The organism is Paenibacillus sp. Root52, from assembly GCF_001426865.1.
Classification (GTDB): Bacteria; Bacillota; Bacilli; order Paenibacillales; family Paenibacillaceae; genus Paenibacillus.
Genome location: NZ_LMFO01000030.1, coordinates 1 through 19,760, shown reverse-complemented (window position 1 = coordinate 19,760; position 19,760 = coordinate 1). Strand labels below are relative to the sequence as shown.

At 44.8% G+C, this 19,760-nt stretch carries 18 protein-coding genes; 3 read left to right on the top strand and 15 right to left on the bottom strand.

What is annotated here, in order from left to right; genetic code table 11:
* The first annotated feature begins 63 nt into the window (after positions 1–63).
* Complete coding sequence (gene uraA, locus ASD24_RS23660; protein ID WP_056701223.1) at positions 64–1,380, top strand: uracil permease; 1,317 nt, start codon at positions 64–66, stop codon at positions 1,378–1,380.
* A gap of 203 nt (positions 1,381–1,583) precedes the next feature.
* On the opposite strand, the gene ASD24_RS23655 is transcribed toward uraA, so the two are convergent.
* The 6 genes from ASD24_RS23655 to ASD24_RS23630 all read right to left on the bottom strand — a co-directional run bounded on the left by ASD24_RS23655 (position 1,584) and on the right by ASD24_RS23630 (position 8,109).
* Entirely contained in the window at positions 1,584–2,096 is a 513-nt protein-coding gene (locus ASD24_RS23655; protein WP_056701222.1) for an adenine phosphoribosyltransferase, read from the bottom strand.
* A gap of 37 nt (positions 2,097–2,133) precedes the next feature.
* Positions 2,134–4,542, bottom strand: a complete 2,409-nt coding sequence (gene recJ, locus ASD24_RS23650; RefSeq protein ID WP_056701219.1) for a single-stranded-DNA-specific exonuclease RecJ — start codon at positions 4,540–4,542, stop codon at positions 2,134–2,136.
* Between the two features lie 40 nt (positions 4,543–4,582).
* The gene (locus tag ASD24_RS23645) at positions 4,583–5,557 is read right to left on the bottom strand and encodes a cation diffusion facilitator family transporter (RefSeq protein WP_056701217.1); all 975 of its coding nucleotides are present in this window, start codon (positions 5,555–5,557) and stop codon (positions 4,583–4,585) included.
* 73 nt (positions 5,558–5,630) lie between these two features.
* On the bottom strand, positions 5,631–6,539 hold the full coding sequence (gene secF / locus ASD24_RS23640) for a protein translocase subunit SecF (RefSeq protein ID WP_056701216.1): 909 nt from the start codon (positions 6,537–6,539) through the stop codon (positions 5,631–5,633).
* Complete coding sequence (gene secD / locus ASD24_RS23635) at positions 6,529–7,779, bottom strand: protein translocase subunit SecD (protein ID WP_056701214.1); 1,251 nt, start codon at positions 7,777–7,779, stop codon at positions 6,529–6,531. The genes secF and secD overlap by 11 nt, the downstream gene beginning before the upstream one ends.
* A gap of 90 nt (positions 7,780–7,869) precedes the next feature.
* Positions 7,870–8,109 (bottom strand): post-transcriptional regulator, encoded by a 240-nt coding sequence (locus tag ASD24_RS23630; protein ID WP_056701711.1) that lies wholly within the window; start codon positions 8,107–8,109, stop codon positions 7,870–7,872.
* 227 nt (positions 8,110–8,336) lie between these two features.
* Between ASD24_RS23630 and spoVB the strand changes: the two genes are divergently transcribed.
* Entirely contained in the window at positions 8,337–9,941 is a 1,605-nt protein-coding gene (spoVB, locus tag ASD24_RS23625) for a stage V sporulation protein B (protein WP_056701213.1), read from the top strand.
* 8 nt (positions 9,942–9,949) lie between these two features.
* Here the strand turns inward: spoVB and ASD24_RS23620 are convergent, their stop codons facing one another.
* Positions 9,950–10,666 (bottom strand): DUF421 domain-containing protein, encoded by a 717-nt coding sequence (locus ASD24_RS23620; protein WP_056701709.1) that lies wholly within the window; start codon positions 10,664–10,666, stop codon positions 9,950–9,952.
* Positions 10,667–10,892: 226 nt separating this feature from the next.
* Between ASD24_RS23620 and ASD24_RS23615 the strand changes: the two genes are divergently transcribed.
* Entirely contained in the window at positions 10,893–11,285 is a 393-nt protein-coding gene (locus ASD24_RS23615; RefSeq protein WP_056701210.1) for a TIGR04086 family membrane protein, read from the top strand.
* 161 nt (positions 11,286–11,446) lie between these two features.
* On the opposite strand, the gene yajC is transcribed toward ASD24_RS23615, so the two are convergent.
* The 8 genes from yajC to ASD24_RS23575 all read right to left on the bottom strand — a co-directional run bounded on the left by yajC (position 11,447) and on the right by ASD24_RS23575 (position 19,560).
* Complete coding sequence (gene yajC / locus ASD24_RS23610; protein WP_056701208.1) at positions 11,447–11,758, bottom strand: preprotein translocase subunit YajC; 312 nt, start codon at positions 11,756–11,758, stop codon at positions 11,447–11,449.
* Positions 11,759–11,825: 67 nt separating this feature from the next.
* On the bottom strand, positions 11,826–12,962 hold the full coding sequence (gene tgt, locus ASD24_RS23605; RefSeq protein WP_056701206.1) for a tRNA guanosine(34) transglycosylase Tgt: 1,137 nt from the start codon (positions 12,960–12,962) through the stop codon (positions 11,826–11,828).
* 92 nt (positions 12,963–13,054) lie between these two features.
* A complete protein-coding gene (queA, locus tag ASD24_RS23600; RefSeq protein ID WP_056701203.1) occupies positions 13,055–14,083 on the bottom strand; it encodes a tRNA preQ1(34) S-adenosylmethionine ribosyltransferase-isomerase QueA in 1,029 nt (342 codons plus the stop codon).
* A 7-nt stretch (positions 14,084–14,090) separates the two neighbouring features.
* Entirely contained in the window at positions 14,091–16,112 is a 2,022-nt protein-coding gene (locus ASD24_RS23595) for a SpoIID/LytB domain-containing protein (RefSeq protein WP_235540819.1), read from the bottom strand.
* 198 nt (positions 16,113–16,310) lie between these two features.
* Positions 16,311–17,321: a Holliday junction branch migration DNA helicase RuvB gene (gene ruvB, locus ASD24_RS23590; RefSeq protein WP_056701201.1), complete on the bottom strand. Its 1,011-nt coding sequence runs from the start codon at positions 17,319–17,321 to the stop codon at positions 16,311–16,313.
* A 54-nt stretch (positions 17,322–17,375) separates the two neighbouring features.
* A complete protein-coding gene (ruvA, locus tag ASD24_RS23585) occupies positions 17,376–17,990 on the bottom strand; it encodes a Holliday junction branch migration protein RuvA (protein WP_056701199.1) in 615 nt (204 codons plus the stop codon).
* Positions 17,987–18,490: a crossover junction endodeoxyribonuclease RuvC gene (ruvC, locus tag ASD24_RS23580; RefSeq protein ID WP_056701196.1), complete on the bottom strand. Its 504-nt coding sequence runs from the start codon at positions 18,488–18,490 to the stop codon at positions 17,987–17,989. The genes ruvA and ruvC overlap by 4 nt, the downstream gene beginning before the upstream one ends.
* Before the next feature lie 371 nt (positions 18,491–18,861).
* The gene (locus ASD24_RS23575) at positions 18,862–19,560 is read right to left on the bottom strand and encodes a BofC C-terminal domain-containing protein (protein WP_056701194.1); all 699 of its coding nucleotides are present in this window, start codon (positions 19,558–19,560) and stop codon (positions 18,862–18,864) included.
* Positions 19,561–19,760 lie beyond the last annotated feature (200 nt).

The following is a 19,760-nucleotide window of genomic DNA, read 5'->3' as shown; positions in this document are numbered from 1 at the left end:
TAATTAAGAGAAACTCTGTAATCTATTGAAAGTTTGTGTTTCGGAAAAGGAGATGAACATTCAGTGCAACGCGAAATTCAGGTTAATCAAAAGATGCCGCTCGGCTCAGGTTCGCTGCTAAGCCTTCAGCATTTGTTCGCCATGTTTGGAAGTACGGTGCTTGTACCGAATTATTTCGGTGTCGATCCAAGTATGATTTTGCTAATGAACGGAATTGGAACATTATTGTACATACTGATGTGTAAAGGGAAGATTCCTGCTTACCTGGGCTCCAGCTTTGCTTTTATTGCACCAGTACAGTCAGTCTTGCTCACTCATCCAGGCAACGGATATTCGATGGCTCTTGGTGCTTTTATTATCACAGGCATCGTGTTCTGTATTGTAGCTCTCATTATTAAATATGCGGGTACCGGCTGGATTAACGTTGTCTTTCCCCCAGCAGCTATGGGTGCGATTGTAGCCTTAATTGGGTTAGAGCTCATTCCTGTTGCAGCCGGAATGGCAGGGCTGATTAACCCAGAACCTCTCAAGAACCCTAACTGGGTTCCACAAGCTAAACCAATTATATTATCCATGGTCACTTTAGGTGTCACTGTTATAGGTGCTGTAACGTTCCGTGGATTCCCCAAAATCATTCACATTTTGATCGGGATTGTGTCCGGTTATGCACTTGGTTTCGTCATGAAGGCTGTTGAGACGGAGAAGATTGCTGATGCTAGCATTGTATCTCTTCCAACGATTACAACACCAACATTCGATTGGTCTGTCATCCTAACGATTCTACCTGTAGCTCTCGTTGTTATTGTAGAACATATCGGTCACTTACTTGTAACGAGCAGTATTGTAGGTAAGGATCTGTCCAAAGACCCTGGTCTGCATCGCTCCTTACTTGGAAACGGCGTCTCCACCATTCTATCTGGTTTTGTTGGATCTACTCCAAATACAACCTATGGTGAGAACATCGGAGTTATGGCCTTAACTAAAGTGTACTCAATCTATGTGATTGGTGGCGCAGCCATCATCGCGATTATCCTTTCCTTCTCAGGAACGTTCTCGGCTCTAATTGCCAATATTCCTGATCCAGTTATGGGCGGTGTTTCCCTGCTTCTATTTGGTGTCATTGCCGCATCTGGATTACGTATTCTAGTTGAACAAAAAGTTGATTTTACAAAACCAACAAACCTGATTCTAACAACAATCGTGCTCGTGGTTGGATTAAGTGGAACCGAAGTAAGTTTCTATGGTGTTCATCTGAAAGGTATGGCACTTGCAACAATTGCTGGCATATTGATGAGCTTGTTATTCAAACTGTTCGATGTATTAGGCTTGTCTAACGATAAGTCAGAGAATCAACCTTTGACAGAGAAAACACCAGACTGATATATAATTCGGTTCAAAATAATACTTAAACACGAATTACCTTTATGAAGGTATAAAGTTTATCAAAAGCAAAAAGCCTGTTCTCTCACACCATCAAGGAATGAGGGAACAGGCTTCTTTATAATAGTTAATGCTGTATATTATTTCCCGGGAAACGGGAGAGCCAATTCGTGTTTAATCACAGCAAGCTCTATGCTGAAATCTTAGTAGTTCATCAATGTAAATACATCAATTTCAGGCAACTTGGCACGTCCATTCAGATCAGAAAGCTCAATCAGGAAGGCTGCACCAACAACTTTACCACCCAATTGTTCAATCAAATTGATGGAAGTTGCAATCGTTCCACCCGTTGCAAGCAGATCGTCCGCAATCAGAACGTTTTGTCCCTTTTCGATCGCATCTGTATGCATAGCGAGTGTATCCTTGCCATACTCGAGATCATATCCAACTTCAATCGTCTCTCCTGGCAATTTTCCGCTTTTACGGATCGGAGCAAAACCGACACCAAGAGCATAAGCCAGAGGGGCGCCCACAACGAAACCACGTGCTTCAGGTCCAGCAATCACATCAATTTTCAGATCAGAAACCATTGTTTTGATCTCATTGATTGCATTGCGGTACATTTCTCCATCCTTCAACAATGTCGTAATGTCCTTGAAGCTGATTCCCGGTTGTGGAAAGTCAGGAATGACACGAATATACTCTTTAAAATCCAAAATAATCTCCTCCTAAAATAAATAGCACAACTTCCATCTAAGATACGCCCTTCATCCGGGATATCATCCATTGTGTCAGCTGAGGCGTAGATGCATCCAGCATCACTTGCTCCGTCTCGGCCATACTTTCCAGCGCCTGATAATGACGTGACGCGGTTAGCTCACGTTTGGGTGGGTTATCCACAAACGCAATTTTTCCAGAATCTCTTGTAATGAAGGATAACTCCTCAAATACATCAAGCATCATGGTGATCATGCGTGGAGAACAGCCACATTGACGGCTGAGTACGGGAGTAATCTCTTTCTCCTCCACCGGTTCAGCTCGCCATTTCGATACCAGCATATAGATTCGCTTGAATAGTTCTCTGGAAGGCATCTGAAGGCGATCTCGGCGGTTGCCTGATCCGTGCAGAAGGATGATATTCTCTGCTCCGCTGAACAAAGCCAGCATAGCATCAAGTTGTTCCGGAGTTTCCGGCGTATCAAACACAAATAACGTCCGGATCTGTTCCTGTCCATATTGCTGCGCAGCAGCATTACACGGAAACAACCCGACCTTTCTATCATATACCCAAAGGCACGGTTCATACAATGAATTTCCCTCAGAAACATTCGTTTCGTTCTTAACGATTGCACCGACCGAGCCAGATTTGTACCGTAAATGTACTTCTAGTGTGCTCAGGAACTGCTTCATTGTACTCAGCGGCTCACCATTTCCTCTTAAGTCAAACACTTGTGCATGAGGCACATGAATGTCTTGGAGCATCAATTGTGGTTTGCGCATTCCATTCCACTCATTAATCGACAGCTCGCCCATAACGTCAATGATGGAACCCACTGGTAAAAATTCAGCTAGCGCACCTTTGCCAAAGGCCACGGTCTCTAACTGTTGCCCTTCTTGTTCCAGAACAAGTTTCAGATGGCGTTTCTCTCGCCCCATCGTTCGGGTCTCTTTAACCGTAACATTTCTAAATACGAAACGGGGAGAAGGATTGCTCATCCCGAACGGTTGCAGTCTGTCAATTTCTTGAATCACTTGTAGAGGTACATCACTAATGCGACATTCATCATCTGCAAGACGCTGAGGTACAAAATCCCCCTCGGTTAGAACAGCCGCAGCAAACTCGTTCAAGCCTTGCTCCAGCTCTTCCAACTGATCTCGATGGAGTGTCATACCTGCCGCCGCTGGATGTCCCCCGTAATGATCCATGGAGTCTTTGCAAGCCGTTAATGCTTCATAGATATCCAATCCGTCAATGGAACGGGCAGAGCCTTTGCAAATCCCACTCTGAGGATCAATGCCCAGAATTAGTGTTGGCCGGTAGTAACGTTCCAGCAACTTGGATGCAACGATACCTACAACGCCAACATTCCACCCTTCTCCCGCAAGAACGATTACATCGGGAACAGCGCCAGAGCGAAGCTCTATTTTCTGTTCTAATTGAGCTGTTGCTTCCTGAAGAATCCCCTCAACAACCTGTTGCCTCTCTCTGTTAAGCAGATCTAATTGACCTGCAAGTGTATGAGCTTCGTCTAAATCTTCAGTCGTCAGAAGAGATACAGCTCGTCCTGCATGATCCAAACGTCCACTTGCATTAATACGAGGCGCCATTGCAAATGCAATATTAACGGACGTTACTTGACTCTGATCCACACCACTAATCTCAAGGAGAGCACTTACACCAGGTAAGCGTGAACCACGCATAGATTCAATTCCATAACTGACAATAACACGATTCTCACCTTCGAGCGGCATCAAGTCAGCGACGGTACCAATTGCTGCGATCTCCATCCATTCACCTGGAACTTCACCAATGAGAGCCTGAGCCAGCTTCAGAGCTACGCCTGCGCCCGCCAGCCCCTTAAATGGATAAGGACATTCGGGTAGTTTCGGATTAATAAGTGTGTACGCCTTAGGAAGTATCTCAGGTGGTTCATGGTGATCCGTGACAATCACTTCTATCCCTAGCGTGGACGCGTAGGCAATCTGCTCTACTGCACTTATGCCAGTATCGACGGTAATCACCAGCGTCACACCTTGTTGATGAGCCCAATCTAATGCATGATTGTGAAGTCCATAACCTTCGTTGGAGCGATGAGGAATATAAATATCGTAGGATGCTCCCAAATGGCGCATCAGATGGATCATCAGTGAAGTACTGGAGACACCATCTGCGTCATAATCTCCATAAATTAAAATATGTTCTTCCCGCTCAATAGCCTGACGTATCCGTGGTACAGCTTCTTTCATACCAAGCAGAAGATAAGGATCATGCATCTGATTCAGATCTGGATGCAAGAACCGTTCTGCCTCCTTTTCATTATGAACCCCGCGACTAACTAACAAACGTCCAACAAGAGATGACACGGAAAGCGCCTGCGAGAGTCCCGCAGCCGCATCCAAATCAATATGTGGTGTATTCCACCGGTATTGCGAATAAAGCAATAATAACGCTCCTTTCTTGATCTACGGGATCCGAGCTCCATTACTGAATTAATGTCGCTTCATGATCGGGCAGTTCATGATTGGATTTATAAGGATACCCAGGGTCATAGGGTACTGCCTGAATCTGTACTTCCTTTACATGGCTGAAGCGAGTGAAGAGCAGCGTTTTGGCTCGATTAGATATCTCCTGAGCCTCCAAAACAGAGATTCGTGGATTAACGCTAATGATGAGTTCAATGGTAACGGCATGCTCCTGTTCGCGCGCAACCAGTTGTTCGATGGTAATGACGCCGTACACTCGCTGTACAGTCTCTTTGAAATCGAGAGCCTCTTCCTGTTGCAGTTCTTGCACTAAAGAACCATATACTGTGTCTACAATCATTCTATAACCTTTATGAAACACGAAACAAGATGCAATTAATGCCGCTGCTGGATCCATGTACAGAAGCATACTCCACCCTGACATCTCCCCGATCATTGAACCAATGATCCCAACCAATACCGTAAGTGAGCAGTAAAGCGCCCGGCGATGCTGCTGAGCATAGGTCAATGCTTGTGCTTGATTTCTTTTCCGGAAATACCTGTATTGAAATTGGAAAATGGCTTCTTTGATCGCTAAGGCTGCAAAGGCTGCGACAAGTGCATGCTGATACGTATCAGATGCCACTGGAGTATCGCCTATTAGGCTACTTAGGGCTGAAATCGCAATCTGTAATCCTCCCATAAGAATGAGAACAGACAGCAAAATCGATATCCCTGGTCTCGCTACACGTGAATGCTCCTTAGACCGCGTAGCTGCTCGATCTGTATCCTTGCTCTTGTGCCTTACAGAATGGGAAGGGAATAGTCCCGCCAGTGAAGAGGCAGCTTCTGAGGCGGAGTACAGACCATCTGCGAGCAACGATTTGCTATTGGCTAAATAACCGACAACAGCCTTAATTACTGCAAGCGTCATATTCCCAGCAATACCACTCCACGTTGCCGCCTGAACCGTTGGAATATGTTCTCTGGCCATGGAAATTCCCCCTTGTTTCTGTCTCTAAAGTTACAAAGCCGCGCCTAATAGACGCGACTTCACAATAAGATGTTTAGTTAGATGCTTTAGCTGCTGTTTTTGGCTTATCAATTTGTTTACCTTTGAGTACCAGCCATAGTGGAGCAGCGATAAAGATGGAAGAATACGCACCGAACAGCGTTCCGATTACCATGGCAAGCGAGAACATACGAATGGACTCTCCGCCGAATATGAACAAACAGATGGAAGCTGCAAATACGGTAAATGTCGTATTCAAGGAACGTGTCATCGTTTGTGCCAAACTGCTGTTAACGACCTGGCGCAAATCTGCTTTGGTTGTCTTTTTGGCAAAACGTAAATTCTCACGGATTCGGTCAAAGATAACGATCGTATCGTTGATCGAGAAACCGACGATGGTCAATACAGCGGTAATAAAGGTCAAATCTACTTCCAGACGGAAGATCGAGAACACACTTATTACAACAAATGCATCGTGGAAGAGAGCAATAACTGCCGCCAAACCGAACCGCCATTCAAAACGAATAGCTACATAAATCATGATCCCGATACTTGCAATGAGAACGGCATAGATCGCATTACGTTCTAGTTCTTTCGCCATCTCGGGATCTACCGTGTTTACTTCGTAAGAAGCAGCGGAATCCAACTTGCTGAATTCCTGCTTAAATGTACTCTCTTGCGTTTCATCAAGCTCATTGGAAAAACGAACGTTAACCCGTTCTGCACCTGGTGTGATCGTTACATCGCCCTCATCAACACCAAGATCAGCAACTATAGGCCTAATCTGTTCTGTTGTAATTTCTTTGGATACTGAAATATCAACATTCGATCCAGCACGGAAATCAACCGCATAGTTCAAACCAAGCGCAAGAATACTAACAATCCCCGTAACGGTTAAAATAATCGAAAAAATATAGGCAATCTTACTGCCTTTAACATAATCATAATTCCAATTAAAGCGCACGAATTTCACTCTCCTTCACTCCGAAGTACTTAGGCTTCTTCAAGACGTTACCCCGTACGAGCAAGGTTAACAGGAAGCGGGAGAAGAAAATATTCGTGATAATACTTGTGACGATGTCAAAAATCAACACAAGTGCGAAACCTTTAACTGCACCCGTACCCAAGAAGAACATAACAGCAGCAGCAATGATCGTTGTTATGTTAGAGTCGATAATCGTGCGGAAGGAATGTTTACTACCCGCTTTGACCGAAGACAAGATCGACTTACCACTCCGCATCTCTTCTTTGATCCGTTCGTACGTGATGATGTTGGCGTCAACCGCCATACCTATACCTAGAATGAATGCCGCGATCCCTGGAAGGGTAAGTACAAACTCCCCTAGGTAGAAAATAGCAAGCACCAGCCACGTATGTGTAATCAACGCAAAGCTCGCAATGATACCCGGAATACGATATATTCCAATCATAAATACGAGGATAATAACGGAACCAATCAAGCCCGCTTTGATCGTCTGATCCAAAGACAATTTACCCAGTGTTGCACCAACACTTTGTGAATACTTCTCTGTAAGTTTCAGCGGAAGCGCGCCCAGGTTAATAGTATCACGAAGCTGGTTTGCTTCTTCGCGCGAATAGGAACCTGAGATTTGAGCAGAACCATCTGTTAATTGTTGTCTAACCGTTGGCGCAGACAGCAACTCATCATCCAAATAAATGGCGAGAGGTTGTCCGATCAAACGTTTAGTGATCTCAGAAAATTTAGCTTTGTCTTTCACTTGAATGTCGATCATCGGCTCATTCAATGAAGTGAAGACAACTTTGGCTGCATTCTCGACAAATTCATTACCACGCAGCTCGATCTTGGTGTATTCGCCTTCCTTGTCCCCCTCAGCTTTACTGCGGAAGGTCAATACTGCTGGTTCTTTCATTTTGGCCCTAACTTCAGCCTCGTCCGTAACCCCTGCCAACTTCAATCGAATCCGGTTGCTTCCCTCAGTGGTTACCTCCGGCTCGCTTGTTCCGAGCGCATTGGCACGGCTTTCCAGACTCTTGGCTGTTTGCACCAAAGATGCTTTGGTGACTTGTTGTCCCTCATCAAGCGGCTCTGCTTCATATAAGATCTCGTAGCCTCCTTTTAAATCAAGGCCCAAGCGTATATTTTTGAGCAGCTCCGGGCTTGTTCCCACCATTACCCCTGTGGTGACAAGCACGACCAGAATGAAACTGATAATTCTTTTCATGCCGTTCCTAGATCCCCTTTCGTTCTCAATATTCCTATTATAGCGATGCCGTAAAAAGCAGTCAATTTTCAACAAAAAAGATCCCTTTCGCTAGAAAGAGGATCCCCGGTATGCAGACACGGTCATAAAGTTCATAAAGCTTGTTGCTTTCAGTGACAAAATGTCGTTCACCAGCTGGTGAAGCGGTGGAATGCCCTGCTTTTCATATTTATGACTGACGCAATTCCAGACATCTTTGCTGGTCACATATTCATAACCTACAAGCCTAAACTCTTCCGCCTTGCTGCAGCAGAGCATCTCAATGGATTGTTCCATCTCCATATCGTTCATTTCCTCCAACGGGGATTAGCCTCCCTTCCCACACACAAGCCTTTATGCGGCATCAATATTACATCATTCGACTTCCCCTGGTCATATTCCTTCTTGCTGTTGATGGATCTTTTTGTTAATCGTGATCAATTTGTCATGAGAATATGATGGACTGGCATAGGATGAAGAACAACGGCTTGGTCCCGTTAACGAAACCTGTTACTTTCATTCGGGAAAGAGGGGTAGTCTTGAAGAAGCAGACATTTATCCAGGGAGCTATGATCCTGCTCGCCGCAGGCATTATTAATCGTATTCTCGGATTCATCCCACGCATTGCATTACCACGGGTTATCGGAGCAGAAGGCGTCGGAATCTATCAATTAAGTTACCCCTTCTTCATCGTGCTCGTAACCTTGATTACAGGCGGCATACCGCTTGCCGTCGCCAAACTCGTAGCTGAAGCAGACACAGGTGCGAATCGTTTTTCGCCTCAACGGATCTTGCAGATCAGCTTAGCCTTTACGTTGACGCTTGGTGTGATTTTTATGTTTTTGTGCATTGTCTTTGCCCCTTGGGTTACACGTTATGTTCTTACAGATGAGCGAGTATACCACACATTTGTTAGCATGAGCCCCATGATTGCAATTATCGCTGTGTCGGCTGTTTACAGAGGTTACTTTCAAGGTAAGCAAAATATGATTCCTACGGCAGCTTCCTCTATTGTTGAAACGATTGTACGTATTATTTGCGTCATTTGGTTTGCTTGGTTGCTGCTTCCACATGGTATTGCTCAGGCTGCCGCTGGTGCAATGCTGGGTGCTCTGGTCGGTGAATTCATTGGCATGCTCGTACTGCTATGGAATTACCATAGGCAAAAAAACGATACCGAGCCTCTTTACACTCCGCCGCCAGTCTTACCTCAAGCACACAACAGTCTCGGTTCAGTTGCTCAGCCCAATCATTCACTTATTCGCCGTTTGTTAGCCATCTCTGTACCTGTTACGGCAGGACGATTGGTCGGCTCCTTATCCTATCTTGCCGAAACTATCGTAACAGCGCAAAGCTTGGCCATTGCAGGTATTTCACGAGGATTAGCTACCGCCCAGTACGGAGCACTACAAGGCATGATTATTCCATTATTATTGCTTCCAGGGGCACTTACCTCATCACTGGCAACCTCTCTCGTCCCTTCATTGTCTGAAGCATCTGCGCAGGGGGATCGTGCCCTGATTCATAAACGCATGCATCAAGCTTTAAGGCTTGCACTCGTTACAGGTGCTCCTTTTTCTGTTTTTATGTATGTGCTTGCCGAACCGATGTGCCTTATTCTCTATAATGATGCATCGATTGGAAGCATGCTGAAACTCATGGCTCCTTTTGCTCTCTTCATTTACATTCAGGCTCCTCTGCAGGCAGCATTACAAGCACTTGATCGTCCGGGAAAAGCATTGCTTAATACGTTTATCGGAGCTGTTATCAAAATCACATTGATCCTACTGCTCGCTTCACGTCCTGAATACGGCATCTTTGGTGCAATTATTGCTATCTGTGCTAACTCCACAATCGTAACTCTTTTACATGCACGAAGTGTACGTACTTTACTTCAATTTCGTTTCAAGTTTATGGACTGGGTTAAGACAGGCACAGGCATGTTCATCATGGGCGCAGCCACTCTTCTTGTCTTTGAGCATACTGTCGTTATTCTGCCACTATGGGCAAGAATGATTCTTGCTCCAGCCATAGGGTTAATCGTCTATTTGATCGTGATGGGTATGACACGTATGATTGATTTTCATGATTTGTCTCGTGTACCTATCATCGGTTCGTGGTTTGAACGCAGATCACGTAAATAAGCAACGTCTTATTTGGAATCATCCTTCAGGCTAACAAAAACTTTGCCATTGTGATCAATTGAACAGATAAATACTTCCTTGAAATCAAGGATACCTTTTTGTTGAATCTGATTTTTAAGCCAGAACCTTGTCTTTTGAATCAGCTCCAGATTTTGATCCTGAACTTTTCCATCCATGATTAGTGGTAAGGGCAGACCTTCATATTTAATATTTTGAAACCCATCCACTCGATCTTGCCTGGCTTTTTGTTTCGTATGTGCACTGCCTCTGTTGTTTGATGATCCATTTCCACCTGAATTACTTGTGTTGCTTTGATTACTCGGGAAAACAGTTAATTTACCTGTCGTCTCCAGAATCGCAAACTCGACATCACCGATGCTGTCTATATTCTGCTCACGCAGTTGAAGTAACAAATCATCTAAGTTATATCGCTGCTTACGCATCTCATCCCGATGCAAGGTTCCTTTGGAGATGAGAACTGTTGGTTTGCCATCAATCATTAGGCGGAGTCTACGACTTTTGAGACTGACAAATGCCATACCAATCTGCATTATAAGTACAGTTAGCATAGGCACAATTCCGTGAGATAAAGGTTTTTCCATATCCTCAATGACAAAGGCCGCAATCTCTGCAAGCATAATGGACACGACCAGGTCAAACATGGACAGCTTTCCAATTTCCCTTTTCCCCATCACTCGGATCGCGCCATAGACAATGAAATACATGAGGATCGTTCGAAAAACATGTGCTCCGATATCTGAGAAGTTCACGACAAGGTTCCTCCTTTGTTTGAGTTATCCATAGGCACCTGTAGCGTAATCCCTATTTTGACCCGAAGCTGACATGCTCATGCAGATCACATCAATTCATTTAATGGAAAATTCAGTTCATAAGTCTGAAGGCTTGACCATACACTGTATTAATTTCAAACTTGTACAAGGGGGATGCTTCATGCAGCTGATTCGCCGAGTGATCTCGTTTCGAATGTCCAACCCGATTTTGTCAGGTCTCTGTCATGCCTTTGTTTGGATGTTATTAGGAGCACTGGTTCTTTCCTTATTTCTCTGGATGACTGGAATGCGGGAGCAGGATCTTTCCCTGTATACTTACGTTGTTCATGCGCTGTCGCTACTCATTGGTGGATTCGTGGCTGGCAAAAGATCCGGTGAAAAAGGATGGTACCATGGAGGCCTAACGGGTGTCGTTTATGGGATAATCGTATTGATCATTGGATTTCTGGCACTGGATGCTTCGTTCAACTGGAAGGATAGCCTTCAACTCGCAAGTGCATTTCTAATCTCTGCTCTGGGTGGAATTTTCGGAGTAAACACACAACGAAACTAACAGTCAACGAGTTCTTGGTATATGGCATATGAGTTCCTGATCAGACTATAAAATAAAAAAAGAACCGAAGCCCTGTAAAAAGGAGCTTCGGTTCTGTAATAACAGACAGAACTAACTATTGTGAGCGAACTCTATTTCTCTAACTTCTCGCTCATTTATAATTATTCAGCAGTTTCACGACTTACTGCACTGCTGATCGCATTACGATCGAATGTAAGCTTCGTTACATCGTTTACGCGCAGAACAACCACGTCTTCTGTAATTTCAGCGATTGTACCGTGGAGACCACCGATAGTAACGATTTTATCGCCTTTTTTCAACTGGCCAAGCATCGCATTACGCTGTTTTTGCTTTTTGTTCTGTGGACGAATCATCAAGAAGTAGAAAATCGCAACCATAAGTACCAAAGGTACAATCAAAGATACGATACCTCCGCCTGGATTAGCCGCTTGTAGTGCCATTCCTTGAAACATGTAAACTCCCCCTTATCGACTATACGTACAAAATAATGCTTGTTCCTCCGGTTCCGCAACAAACCTCTTAGAAACCTTTGTCATTGTCATGAAGACCATATTGATCGAAAAATTCATCCCGGAAATCAAGCAGACGATCTTCCATAATGGCTTTGCGCACGTTGCGCATCAAATTCTGCAAGAAATGAAGATTATGGATGGTCGTCAGACGCAAGCCAAACGTTTCATCCGCCTTGATTAAATGACGCAAATAGGCTCTGGAATAGTTACGACAAGTGTAGCAATCACATTCAGGGTCAAGTGGACCAAAATCAGTTGCAAACTTGGCATTTCGAACTACAAGCCGTCCTTGGCTAGTCATCGTTGTTCCGTTACGGGCAATCCGCGTTGGAAGTACGCAGTCAAACATGTCTACTCCACGAATCGATCCCTCAATCAATGCATCGGGTGAACCTACCCCCATTAAATAACGTGGTTTGTTGGAAGGCAACAAAGGCACCGTATAATCCAACACGCCATACATTAAATGTTTCGGCTCTCCAACACTCAGTCCACCAATAGCATACCCCGGGAAATCCATGGAAGTCAAATCTGCTGCGCTTTGGCGGCGCAGATCTTCATGCATTCCACCCTGCACGATGGCGAACAAACCTTGGTCATGTGGACGTGCATGACTTTCTAAGCAACGCTCCGCCCAGCGGCTTGTACGTTCAAGGGATTTTTTCACATATTCGTATTCTGCCGGGTACGGTGGGCATTCATCAAATGCCATCATAATATCGGAACCCAGTGCGTTCTGTATTTCCATGGCAACTTCAGGGGACAAGAACTTCTTGTCTCCATTCAGATGCGAGCGGAAATTTACGCCTTCCTCTGTGATTTTACGCATTTCACTGAGAGAGAATACTTGAAATCCACCACTATCAGTCAGAATTGGGCGATCCCAATTCATGAATTTGTGCAAGCCACCAGCTTGACGAATAATCTCATGTCCAGGTCTAAGGAACAGATGATACGTATTACTCAGAATAATTTGCGCATCCATTTCCTTTAACTCTTCAGGGCTCATCGTTTTAACGGTTGCTTGCGTGCCTACCGGCATGAACGTTGGTGTCTCAATGATTCCGTGAGGTGTATGTACACGTCCTAATCGGGCACCAGATTGTTTACAAGTTTTAATATGTTCGTACGTAATTGCTGCCATTGGTTTTAATCATCCTCTAAAAGTTAATCGTTAGACCTTTACTCGTGAATCTTTGTAGGTTCAACACCAATCATTTTTTGCCTAATTCAACATTAATAGATCAACATCGCATCGCCAAAGCTGAAAAATCTATACTCTTGAGCAATAGCTTCCTCATAGGCGTGCATAATGTGTTCTCTGCCTGCAAGCGCACTTACCAGCATGACTAATGTAGATTTCGGAAGATGGAAATTCGTCAGCATGCCATCAATTACCTTGAAGGTATAGCCAGGATAAATGAAAATTTTAGTCCAGCCGCTACTCTCCTGCAGGAGTCCTTGCTCAAATTTACTGCCTACCGTTTCAAGTGTACGGCAGCTTGTTGTACCTACAGCAAAAACACGATTCCCACGTTGCTTCGTTTCATTAATCAGATCGGCCGTCTCCTGTGACATAGAGTAATACTCTTCATGCATAACATGATCCTCTACTACATCTACGGACATAGGACGGAATGTTCCCAGCCCAACGTGAAGCGTAATGAAGGTTACATTAACACCTTTTGCTCGAATCTGATCAAGCAACTCATCCGTAAAATGAAGTCCAGCTGTTGGTGCGGCCGCAGAACCTTCATGCTTCGCATATACCGTCTGATAGCGTTCACGATCATCCAGTGTTTCCTTAATATACGGAGGCAACGGCATTTCACCGAGACGATCTAGAATCTCCTGAAAAATCCCCTCATACGAAAATGTAAGCATACGCGCGCCCATTTCGCCTTCTTCGTCAATCACGGCTTTCAGTTCATCACCAAAAACGATAACAGAACCGGCTTTCAGCTTTTTGCCTGGCTTAACCAGTGCTTCCCAGCGATCACCTTCCACGTTTTTGAGCAGTAACACTTCCGCTTTGGCTCCTGTATCCTCTTTTGTTCCAAACAAACGAGCTGGCAACACTCGTGTATCATTAAGCACAAGTGTGTCACCAGGCTGTAGAAAGTTAATAATATCCGGAAACGTATTATGGTTGACTTCACCGCTCTCCTTATTCAAGGTAAGCAAGCGAGACGCAGTCCGATCAAGCAACGGCGTCTGTGCGATAAGCTGTTCCGGTAATTCAAAATCATATAAGTTCACATTCATCGTCAATTCATTCCTTAACAATAGTCGCATTTTGGTAATAGTGTTTCAATATTTCCTGGTAATCATACCCTTCATCCGCCATGCCTTTGGCTCCCCATTGCGACAAACCTAATCCGTGACCATTTCCTTGGCCGATGAACATAAAGTTTTGTCCCTGAGTTACGGCTCTTGCCTGACCATCACCGCTCATGACGACAAGGGCATTACCAGATGAAGTTCCTGTACCTGAGGCAGACAATACAGCTGCTCCTTGAGACCCTGTCTTACTCGCTGTATTCCCGTCAGCGCCTAATACAGTATAACTTCCAGTACCTGCAATATCAAATAAAGTACTAGGCAATCCACCCAGCGCCGAGCGGTACGTATCTGCATATTTAACAGTCAGCGCTTGTCCATTGGCACTTACTTCAAGTGCTCGACCAGAAGGTCCGCGCTTCGTGACTTCTAATGTTGAGATGGATGAGGGAACAGTCGTCGTCGTTTTACCTTGCAACGTTTTGACTAATTGAGCAGCGGTAAATGGCCCTCTCACCCAAGCATAATCATTGGATTGTGCTACTTTTGCCAAAACAACGGCTTCGTTCCCTGGATTCATTTTGGCTACCGGCTCAACCGTAGATTGGATTAATGGGATGGCACGTACATTCGTATTCTGTGCGGTGACAGTAACCTTGGAAAGGCCCGCATCCGTTTTGGAGCTTAGCTCCTTCACATTGTCCTCACGGATATACCCACTGATGCCTGAGTTAAGCAGTACATGATACCACGTATGCAATCCAGCCTGTGCTGATGTATCTCCAGAACTATCCACATTGGTGAAGACCCCTGCTCCCCCGTTCCAAACCTCGGAGGGATGTGCCGTTTGTCCACCTGCATTGGATGAAAATACAGCCTCTACAATTTTACCACCACTTTTGACAACTTCTCCTGCGGTAGCATCTACTGCGCTGGTTACTTTATCATTCTCCGAATCAACGCCGTTATAGGCTTGACTTAGTGTTGTATCCACAACATTGGCAATCTGGAAGCGAGTGCCCTGTTGGAGAGCATAGGAACGAGCAGCAACTGCTTGTACTTTTAGAGCCTCTGCAGGCCAGGAGGAATACACCTCTGCTCCAACTACGGAGTACAAATATTGTTCCAACGGAACGACATTCACTAAAGCCAAGTCACCATTCACGATACTGACTTCCATATCTCCGCGATATGTTCGCTGGGAACGTTCCAATACTTTAATGCCATTTCCATCTCCCTGCACCCACGCTTTGGCTTCCGTACCGGCAATCGTGTAATGTGCTGCAGTCTTAGGCGTGTCTAGACTTAACCCCGCATCCTGCCGAATGATTAGAGCAGAGCTGTTATTAGATATAGGAGATAGGCTGCTGCCACCTACTTGAGTCTCTACCGTCTTCTTCACAGCAGTAAGCTCTGCATCTGTCACAGCTTCACCGACCCATACACTGTAGCCCGAACTACCTGCATCCAATGACAATACAGTAAAGGAAGTGATGCCTGATGCTGAGAGAGAAGCTTGCGCCGCTTGTGCTTCTTGTAAGGAGCTATAGTTTCCAGTAGATAAATGCTTGTTTCCCGTTACGACTGGTTTCTGCCCACCCAATTGAGCTGCAGCTACCTTCTGAACTCGAGCAACGGCTTGTCCAGCGAGTGTCTCTGTAGCATAGTTTCCGGTATAGAGCTGATACACCGTTTTGCCGCTCACACTTGAGCTGAAGAGTAACGGCTTATCGCTGGTTGGTTGCAATAATTTGGCTGCTGCCGCCGCTGTTTTGAAATCTGCTGTCTCCAACACCTTCACTCGGAAACCATCTGCGCTGAATCGAATCTGCCCCGCTGGAAGACTTACGTTAGCACCCGTCTCAGATCCAATTGTCCAACTCCCATTCGATTCAAGTGTGATTAATGGTGTTGTTGATTTGTATGTGCTTCCCAGATTCGCAAACATCGCAACCCGAATCAGCTGTCCATCATTTTCTGCTGCATACGCGGGTACCTGCAGACATCCTGCCATCAATACAGCCGCAGCCAAAACCTTTAATCGGCGACTCCATTTCTTATTTTGTATTGCTTTCCCCACAATCAGGCTCCTCTCCGCACTTTTCCTTGTGTAGATACATCTATGAATTTCAAACTTCATTTGATATTTAGAACTGTTTCATGTAATAGAAGAACAACATTCACACATCCCACTACCCATGAGTCAATTATGTTACTTTCCATCTCGCGGCGGAATCGGCAAACCCAAATGATGATAAGCCATATCTGTAACAATTCGACCTCTTGGTGTACGTTGAATCATACCGATCTGCAATAAATAAGGCTCATAAACATCCTCAATGGTTTGGCTCTCTTCACCAATCGTAGCTGCAATGGTATCCAGACCAACTGGGCCTCCCCGGAAGCTATTGATCATGGACTTAAGCATCTTGTGGTCGATCTCGTCCAATCCTCTCGGATCAATCTGTAGACGTTTAAGTGCTTCTTCTGCTAATGCCTGTGTAATGACTCCATCGCCTCGTACCTGAGCGAAGTCTCGAACTCGCTTCAATAAACGATTGGCAATCCTCGGCGTTCCACGGGAACGGAGGGCAATCTCTTCTGCAGCATCTCCAACAATCTCAACCCCAAGGATTTCTGTAGAGCGAGAGACAATGTAGGCTAGCTCATCAACCGTATAAAATTCCAACCGGCTAATGACACCAAAACGATCCCGCAGAGGCGCAGACAGCAAACCAGCGCGTGTTGTAGCCCCAATGAGAGTGAATGGTGGCAGATCAAGACGCACAGATCGCGCACTGGGACCTTTACCGATCATAATATCCAATGCAGAGTCTTCCATCGCAGGGTACATCACTTCTTCAACAGTACGATGCAGACGATGAATCTCGTCAATAAATAGCACATCACCCTCTTGAAGATTAGTCAGCAATGCTGCTAGATCTCCTGGTCGCTCAATTGCAGGCCCTGAAGTGGTACGCAAGTTAACACCCAATTCATTAGCGACGATGTTGGCAAGTGTTGTTTTACCTAGTCCTGGTGGGCCATACAATAAAACATGATCCAATGCTTCATTACGCATTTTGGCTGCTTCAATATATACTTTTAAATTCTCCTTCACCTGATTTTGTCCGATATATTCGTTCAAATACCGGGGACGAAGACTCAGCTCAACAGCTTGATCATCCATCATCAGGTTAGCGGAAATAATACGCTCATCCATGTTCATCCCTACCTTTTTAGTACGAGCAATGTGCTATCGTGTTGGTAAAGTTAGTTATCCAGTGAATAGCATTTGCAGTGCTCGTTTCATCAACACATCAACCGAATCGGCAGATGTAACATCTTTTTTCAGCTTGAGCCATACTTTATCCAACTCGCTGTCTGTGTAACCAAGCGCTTTGAGACCATCACGTGCCTCATCCCAAGCTGAGCCGCTTCCTGCTTCTTCTGAAGGAGGAGCAAATAAACCTGTTGCATACGCGGCAGCACCGAATCCGTCCAGCTTATCCTTCAGATCCAAAATCATACGCTGAGCTGTCTTTTTACCGATTCCCGGTAGTTTGGTTAGGAATGTCAGATTCTCTTGGTAAATCGCTGTAACGACATGATCAGGCGTGCCTCCTGCCAAAATGCCCAGGGCGACTCGTGGTCCAATACCAGACACCTCGATCAACTTACGAAACAAGCGCTGTTCTTCTCTTGTAACAAAACCATATAACAACATGGCATCTTCACGCACGTGATGATGGGTATAGACCATGATCTCACCTTCTTGTTTCGCGAACGCATATGGGTTAGGACAAAATACACGATAGCCCACACCTTGAACATCAAGCACAATATATTCATTCTCCACATGCACGAACTGTCCTCTAAGAAAATCAATCATTTTCGCAATACCTCATTTAACTTCGAATTTAATGTATAAGAATGTGCATGACATACGGCTACTGCCAACGCATCTGCTACGTCATCTGGCTTAGGAATCGCCTGTAACCGCAAAAACATTTTGACCATCTCTTGCACTTGACGTTTCTCCGCTTTGCCGTATCCTACAATCGCCTGTTTAATCTGCATCGGTGTGTACTCAGCAATAGGTAGCCCTTTCTGTGCAGCAGCCAGAACCATTACCCCTCTGGCCTGACTGACGGACATCGCTGTTGTAACGTTCCGATTGAAGAAAAGTTTCTCCAATGCGACTGCATCTGGCTTATATTTATCGATGAGCTGTACCATTCCCTCATATACGTGAAGTAATCGTTCCTCTTCAGGTGTATGAGCTTCTGTCTGAATACAGCCATATTGTACAGGAACCACTTTACTTCCGATCTTATCCACAAAACCAAACCCAACAATCGCAATTCCCGGGTCTATCCCCAAAAAACGCAAACCCATCTCTCCCTTACAATAAAGCGAACATATGTATCGTTCATTTCATTATAACAAAAAGATAGACCCTGCGGCAGGAAACTTTGACTACATTTTAATCCTCATAAAATCTATCATTCACACTCCTATGGAGTCTTAGAAAACCTTGTCGCTTTACCTATAAAGATGTCACAAAACATTTCCCATCCTCTGGTATCCAAGGTCGAGCAAAGCCCTAAACCTGTTAACAGGAAGGTATCACACAAACCCTAAGGGCTAATTTATTTCCTTACGATCGGTCAACACACGACAAAAAGGACATCACTTCGATGCCCTTCTCCAGCAAACCTATAACCTGTCTTCGTTTTAATGCTCTTCAAAACTTTCTTGAGTCAACCACCATTTAGAATGACTTCTTCAGAGGCTCGATCAACCGCATAGTCGCTAAATGTAGAAATGACACTGTTATATTCATCTTTGTCCTGTACTCGAATTCCTTGCTGTAGCTGTTCCCATACTCCCTCAGGCAATGAAGACTCAAGTGACCCAACATCCATTTGAAAAAAAGTGCGGATTACTTTGTCCTCTGTAGGGCGACCTTCGTACAAATTCAGATTCCCTAATGCATCTATGCTAATATAAGCCTGCTCTTTGCATAGAGGAGAAAGGTCATCAACCTGTTGCTTAACCCGTAAACCATCTGCTGCAACTTCTGCATCCCATTCGGGATGTTGGAGTAATAACACTTCGACTTGTGAAGCTGTCATTTTGCCTAATTGCTCAGTCTCGACTCCACAAATATAGTGGACTTCCAATACAACAGCAGTTAAGTCATCAGGTGTAGTAGATCCTAGTTGTTTTACTATGGCTTGTACCTCTGCTTCCGAACGATTCGCCTCTATAGGAGCTGCCCCCATGACAGTGACGGTCTCACTAAAATCAGTTGTTAATAAACGTTGAATATGAGAAGAGATGGACAGTCCGCTATATGCTAGTATCGTTACAGCCACTAAGGCTAGACTCATCCATGCAGTTCGTTTCCAACGTCGCCAACGCCTTTTAAATTGTTTCTTTAATTTAAACGTGTTCACCTGAACCCCTTCTATCACTTTTTTTAAACCTAGTGTGACCGAAAGGGTTACCGTTTATGCACAAACAAGCTTGCATTTAAACATTACTCATTATTTACACAAATACAAAAAACAGATTATCTATATCAGATAATCTGCTTTCTTAGATCGGGATGACACGATTTGAACATGCGACCCCCTGGTCCCAAACCAGGTGCTCT